Origin of the sequence: Streptomyces pseudogriseolus (genome assembly GCA_002154585.1) — a bacterium.
GTDB classification, from domain to species: domain Bacteria; phylum Actinomycetota; class Actinomycetes; order Streptomycetales; family Streptomycetaceae; genus Streptomyces; species Streptomyces pseudogriseolus.
The window spans coordinates 544-6308 of the sequence record MUNG01000220.1; the positions used below are offsets into that span (position 1 = coordinate 544).

Here is a 5765-nt window from a genome sequence, read left to right on the forward strand (position 1 = left end):
GGCGAGCCGGCTCGCCCAGAACGGCTGGTCGGCGGTGACCGGGACGGTGACCGCCGGCACCCCGGCGCGCAGCGCGGCGGCCGAGGTGCCGGCCCCGCCGTGGTGGACCACCGCGGCCAGCCGTGGGCACAGCAGCGCGTGCGGCACGTCCCCGATCGTGAGCACGTCGTCCGCGTCGACGGCCAGGCGGGCGCTGCCGGCCTGGAGGATCCCGCGCAGTCCGGCGCGGCGCAGGGCTCCCACCGCGATCTCGCTCAGCCGTTCCCCGTCGCCGGACGCCATGCTGCCGAAGCCGACGAGGACGGGCCGGGGGCCGGCGGACAGGAAGTCCTCGAGCTCGGCGGGCAGACGCTCGGCCGGGTCGTGATGGGGCCACCAGGTGCCGACGACGTCCAGTCCGGGGCGCCAGTCGGTGGGGCGCGGCACCAGAGCCGTGCTGAAGCCGTGCAGGACGGGCCAGTTGGCCTGTTCCTGGCGGCGGCGCACCTCGGAGGGGGAGGCCGGCGGGAGTGCGAGGCGGCGGCGCAGCTGTGCGGCCGCTTGCGTGTAGACACGGTCGGCCATCCGCAGCGCGAAGCGCCCGGCTGCCCGGTTGGCGAGCCGGCCGAGCGAGCGGGAGCCGGTCACGACGGGCGGGAAGTCGCCGGTCGGCGCGGTGGGCTGGAGGTACACGCCGAGGCTCGGTGTTCCCGTGGCCTCGACGACGTGCCAGCCCAGCGGGGCCGTGGTGGTCGACAGCAGGAGCAGGTCCGTGCCTTTGTCCACGGCGTCGGCGAAGCCCTCTCCCAGCTCGGTGACGAAGACCGAAGCGGCCCGCATCAGGCCCCGTTTGTCCGTGACGTCGCCGCGCGCCCGCGTGTCCGCGGGCAGACCGCGGAACTCCAGCCCCGCCGCGTGGGCGAGGGGTGCGAAGGAGTCGGTGGCGGCGAGGGCGACGTCGTGGCCGGCCCGGCGCAGTGCGGCGCCCAGGCCGGTGTAGGGCGCGACGTCGCCGCGCGATCCGGCTGCGGCGATCATGATCCTCATCGGTTCTCCTCACGGTCGGTGCCGTCACCGGCGTGGCGGGCCGCGTTGGCGTGGACCGCGTTGCGCAAGTAGGCGGCCAAGCCCGGGCGTTGCCGCGAGGGAGGCACGACCAGGGCGAAGGCGCGCGGGTCGGCGACGAAGTCGTCCGCGATGCGCCGGTGCATGTCGGGCGGGCAGGAGGTGAACCAGCGTGCGATGTGCAGACGGTGTTCCTCGGCGAGGTCCATGGCCCGTCCCCCGTCGCTCGGCTCCCCCTCGTCGAAGGCCGCGAGCAGCTCCGCGCGCCAGGCTGCGGCCTCGCCCATGAGCCGCCGCCAGTCCTCCTTGGTGTGGGCGTCCGCGCGCGCCATCGCCTCGCGCTGCCCTGCCGAGTGCGCCCACTTCAGCTCCGCCTCGGTGGCGTAGCTCAGGTCGAAGGCGACCTCGCCGAAGACCTCGAAGCGCTCTTCCGGCGTCAGGGGCACCCCGGTCTTCTGCACCTCGATGGCCCGTTCCGCCACCTCGGCCAGCCGTTGCAGCCGGGCGATCTCCTCGTTCAGCTGCCGCTGCCGGTCCCGGAGCCGCTCCACGGGATTCGCCTGCGGATCCTTGAGGATCGCGGCGATCTCGTCGAGCGGGAAGCCGAGTTCGCGGTAGAAGAGGATCTGCTGGAGACGGACCAGGTCGGCCTCGCCGTAGAGCCGGTACCCGGCGGGGCTGCGCTCACTGGGCGAGAGCAGTCCCGCCTTGTCGTAGTGATGCAGCGTCCGCACGGTCACCCCGGCGAAGGCCGCCACCTGCCCCACGGAATAGCTCATCCACCTGCCCTTTCGTTCGGCACACAGCGTCAAGCCTGACGTGGGGTGAGGGTCAAGTCGCTCACTCGCGACCGGTCGCCCCTACATTTTGAACACGTTCAAATAGACCGTATCAGCGGCGGTGCTGGAGTGCGACCTGTGGTGCGGCGAGGGTGCTCGTGGGGGCAGGAGGGGTGATCGCCGTCTACGCTTCTCGACTCGCTCCGCGCCCGTACGGTCACCGTGCGCGACGAAGCCTCGGTGCCGCGAGTATGGTGAGGTCCGCCAACGCGCGGGGCGGCGTGACGCGTTGGCGGGGTGCGGGCGCGGGTTTCGGAGGGACATGGAGCAGGGAGCATGGCCGGCAACGTCCGCCACGGCGTCGTGGGCTCCGCGGCAGAGGCCCCTCATGGGTGCGTCGTTGGTTTTCGTGGGCCGCATCGTGCTCGGCACGGGCTTCGTCCTCGCAGCGTGCTGCACCACCCCCGTCCTCCGCAGCTTGTTCCTCGAACCGGATCCGGACGTGGCCCGCATCCACTGGGCGCTGCGCGTCCTGCTGGCCCTGGTCGCCCCGTTGACCGGGTGGCTCCTCTTCGCGGCCGGGCAGAGGCTTGTGCTGCGGGGCAAGCAGCACCGCACTCCCGTCGTCGAGTCCTTCGAGCATCTGCGAGGTCAGCGGTACGTGCTCTATCTGCGGCCCTTCGCCCTCGACGGGAGGATGTCCGAGCCGCCTCCGGAGGCTCCTGGCCGCGGGTGGAGCTCACCGTTCGAAATGCCTGGTCATACGGCGGAGGACTTCCTTCTCCGTCAGTTCTCCTCCCTGGGGGACGTCGTGGCCGTGGGGCAGCCCGGGGAGAGGCTGCCGCCGCTCGGTGCGCGGCGGGGGTATCTGCCGCTCGACGGCTGGCAGAGACCCGTGAGCGCGCTTCTGCAAGGCGCTCACATCGTGCTCATGTCCGTCGCCCCCGGGCCGGGAACGGAATGGGAGTTCACCGAGGCCCTGCGCACCGTCGCACCGGAGCGGCTGGTGCTCATGGTCACCTGCGACGCCGGCGAGTACGACACCTTCCGTCGCGAAGTGGCCGAGCTGTACGACGCGAGGAGACGTCGGGAGGGCGGCAGCACCTGGGCGCCGTTTCCCGATCTGCCGGCCTGCCCGTGGCCGTCGGGCGGGAAACGGCAGTACGTTCCGCCGGTCAGGGCGTTCGTCGTCTTCGACCGGGACTGGCGGCCGACACTGCTTCCGTTCGTGGTCAGCGTGCCGTGGATGCGTCATGCGTGGACGGTGCGCCGGCTCATTCGCGCGGAGATGCGGCCGCTGTGGGACTGGATCGGCGATCTGCCGGAGCGCGGGCCCGGGGAGCTCGTTTCCTTCCCACCCTCGGCTGCGCCCGCCCCGGCGCCCGTGCCGCGGCAGCCTCTCCTGGGAAGCGTCCACGTCCATCGGCAGTCCCCGCCGCGGAAGCGGCGGCGCTGACCGGAACGGCCTCGGACCGCCGTCCCGGCGGCCTTCGACGCCGCTGATTGCCGCGTGCCGACGGACGAACCCGTTCGGCGTGATTTCGAACTGACGATGGTCAGACAGGTGTTCGTCGGTGCATGTTTTCGATCATCACAGGTCATCCACGAAAACCCCCGCACTTCGACACGTCCGGCCTGCCTACCGTTCCAGCGCGGCCAGGGCGAAGGGCTGCCCCTTGTGGCCGCCGCGATCGCGTAACGACTGGAGAGGGAGACGCGCGTGGCAAGTGTGGAAGTGTCGCTGAAGGACATCATGACCAGCGTCGAAGGGGCCCTGGGGGCGGCCGTCGTCGACTACTCGAGCGGCATGGCGCTGGGCACGATGGGTGGTGGGAAGGACCTGGATCTGACCGTCGCGGCGGCCGGCAACACCGACGTGATCCGCGCCAAGGTGCGCACCATGGAACTGCTGGGCCTCACCGGGCAGATCGAGGACATCCTCATCACCCTGGAGTCCCAGTACCACCTGATCCGCCTGGTCACCGGCCGCAGCGGCAACGGTCTGTTCCTGTACCTCGTGCTGGACAAGTCCCGTTCGAACCTGGCGATGGCCCGCCACCAGCTCAAGCGGGTCGAGGAACAGCTGGAAGTGTGAGCCGCCCCGAGGCCCGGCCGACGCGCGCCCATGATGTGAAGACTTCTTCAAGTCGCCACTTGAACATGGTCCCAAGCCGTGGGCGCGCGTCGCGCCGAGCCAGAAGGATCGGCGGCGCAGGACGGCACATCGCGCGGCGGCGCCCGCTGAGGGCGCCGCCGTTTCCTGGAGAACATTCCCGACGCGGCAGGGAGCGCGCACCCATGCAGGTCCCCCTCTACCAGGCCAAGGCCGAGTTCTTCCGGATGCTGGGGCACCCGGTGCGCATCCGGGTGCTGGAGCTGCTCCAGCACGGGCCGGTGCCGGTGCGGGACCTGCTCGCCGACATCGACATCGAACCGTCGAGCCTCTCCCAGCAGTTGGCGGTGCTGCGCCGGTCCGGCATCGTCGTCTCGGTACGGGAGGGCTCCACCGTGACCTACGCCCTCGCCGGCGGCGACGTCGCCGAACTCCTCCGCGCCGCCCGGCGGATCCTCACGGAGCTGCTGGCCGGGCAGAGCGAACTCCTCGCGGAGTTGCGGCAGGTGGACGTGCCGGTGCCGTCGTCGGCCTCCGGGAGCGGGGAGGAGTAGGAGGACGCTGCCGGTCCCGTCAGGCGTCGCCGAGCGTGTCCAGGCCGGTGAGCGCGCCGACCGGGTCCGGGTCGGGCGTGCCGCGCGGCCACCAGTCGTCCTGGCCCGGCTCCGACTCGTACGCGTACCAGAGGTGGTCGCGGCCGAGGCGGAGCTGGACATGGCCACGGGGGTGCGTGAGGCGGTTGCGCCACGGGCGGAAGGCGGGAAAGTCCGCCGCGAGCAGCAGCGGGCGGGCCCGGTCGAAGCGGCCGGCCGGCGGGTCCCACGGCTCCTCCAGCACGGCCAGCCCGGTCGGGCCGCCCTGCCGCCACGCGGCGACCGCGCGCGCCAGGTCGCCGGGGGTACGGGCGGCCGCCCGCGCGAGGGACGCGTACAGCGCGCGGGTGCCCGCGGTCAGCCCCGAGCCGGGGCGCGCGGCGGCCAGGCGCACCGCGTCGTGCCACAGGGACAGCGTGCCGACCGGGTCGCGGCCCGTGGTGAGCAGGGCGTGCGCGCGGGCCGCCGCGTCGGTGGCCAGCTGGTCCAGCGCGAACGGGTCCGGGCCGCCCGGGGACGCCGGGTAGACCGGTGGCTGCTCCGGGTGCGACGGAGGCGGCAACGGCGCGGGCAGCGGCGGGAGTTCAGGACCGCGCCGGGACACGGCGTCGGTGGCGCGTATGCCGGGCAGCGGCTCCGGCTCCCGCCCCTGGGCGGCCCGTGCGGCGCGGGCCGCGCTGAGCCGGGACAGCGCGTCGATCACCTCATGCTCGCCGCGCCCGCGCAGCAGAAGCAGCACGAACGGGTCGGCGTCCAGCAGCCGGGCCGTCTGGTAGCAGAGGGCCGCCGCGTGCTTGCACGGGTGGCCCGAGTCGGGGCAGCTGCACCGCGGGGCGAGGTCGCCCGGGCCGGGCAGCAGCGGGACTCCGCAGTCGGCGAGGGACTGCGGCATCTCCTTGTCCAGCAGGGCCGCGATATGACCGGGGCGGTCGGCGGCGGCGTCCAGGAACCGGTGCCAGTCGGCGTCGTCGAACGTCCGCAGGCGCACTTGCACCCGGTAGGGCCGGGGGCGGCTGCCCTGCACGTACGCCAGGACCAGTCCCGGGGTGACGGTGATGGCGTCCACGTGGCCCTGCTCGGCGTAGCCGCGTCCGCGGGCGAGGCGCGCGGGGTCCAGCGCGCCGTCCTCCAGCGCGGTGACCCACGCCCTCCCCCACCAGGTTTCGGCGAACGGCCCGTCGTCCCCGGAGGGGCGGGGCGGGAACGGCGGGAAGGTACGGCGGTGGTCCTGTCTCT

Annotated in this window: 6 protein-coding genes; 3 read left to right on the forward strand and 3 right to left on the reverse strand. The window is 73.1% G+C overall.

Annotated elements, in window-relative coordinates; all coding sequences use genetic code 11:
• Together CCN29_RS20355 and CCN29_RS20360 are read right to left on the reverse strand one after the other, a co-directional pair.
• The coding region (locus CCN29_RS20355) for a glycosyltransferase (protein WP_107481717.1) at nucleotides 1–1026 on the reverse strand (1026 nt) is incomplete at its 3' end.
• The gene (locus tag CCN29_RS20360; protein WP_031023108.1) at nucleotides 1023–1823 is read right to left on the reverse strand and encodes a MerR family transcriptional regulator; all 801 of its coding nucleotides are present in this window, start codon (nucleotides 1821–1823) and stop codon (nucleotides 1023–1025) included. The genes CCN29_RS20355 and CCN29_RS20360, both read right to left, overlap by 4 nt.
• Before the next feature lie 388 nt (nucleotides 1824–2211).
• On the opposite strand from CCN29_RS20360, the gene CCN29_RS20365 reads away from it, so the two are divergent.
• The 3 genes from CCN29_RS20365 (at nucleotide 2212) to CCN29_RS20375 (ending at nucleotide 4490) form a co-directional block, all read left to right on the forward strand.
• On the forward strand, nucleotides 2212–3279 hold the full coding sequence (locus tag CCN29_RS20365; protein ID WP_006135441.1) for a hypothetical protein: 1068 nt from the start codon (nucleotides 2212–2214) through the stop codon (nucleotides 3277–3279).
• A 264-nt stretch (nucleotides 3280–3543) separates the two neighbouring features.
• Nucleotides 3544–3918 carry a roadblock/LC7 domain-containing protein gene (locus tag CCN29_RS20370; RefSeq protein ID WP_006135442.1) on the forward strand — a complete coding sequence of 125 codons (375 nt, stop codon included), beginning with the start codon at nucleotides 3544–3546 and terminating at the stop codon, nucleotides 3916–3918.
• Nucleotides 3919–4121: 203 nt separating this feature from the next.
• The gene (locus CCN29_RS20375; RefSeq protein ID WP_006135444.1) at nucleotides 4122–4490 is read left to right on the forward strand and encodes an ArsR/SmtB family transcription factor; all 369 of its coding nucleotides are present in this window, start codon (nucleotides 4122–4124) and stop codon (nucleotides 4488–4490) included.
• A gap of 19 nt (nucleotides 4491–4509) precedes the next feature.
• On the opposite strand, the gene CCN29_RS20380 is transcribed toward CCN29_RS20375, so the two are convergent.
• A partial coding sequence (locus CCN29_RS20380) for an SWIM zinc finger family protein (protein WP_442538425.1) occupies nucleotides 4510–5765 on the reverse strand: 1256 nt, incomplete at its 5' end.

Bases quoted from the DNA above. Each gene is read 5' to 3' on its own strand.
- CCN29_RS20360 (WP_031023108.1), bottom strand. From the start codon at position 1,823: ATGAGCTATTCCGTGGGGCAGGTGGCGGCCTTCGCCGGGGTGACCGTG.
- CCN29_RS20365 (WP_006135441.1), top strand. From the start codon at position 2,212: ATGGGTGCGTCGTTGGTTTTCGTGGGCCGCATCGTGCTCGGCACGGGC.
- CCN29_RS20375 (WP_006135444.1), top strand. From the start codon at position 4,122: ATGCAGGTCCCCCTCTACCAGGCCAAGGCCGAGTTCTTCCGGATGCTG.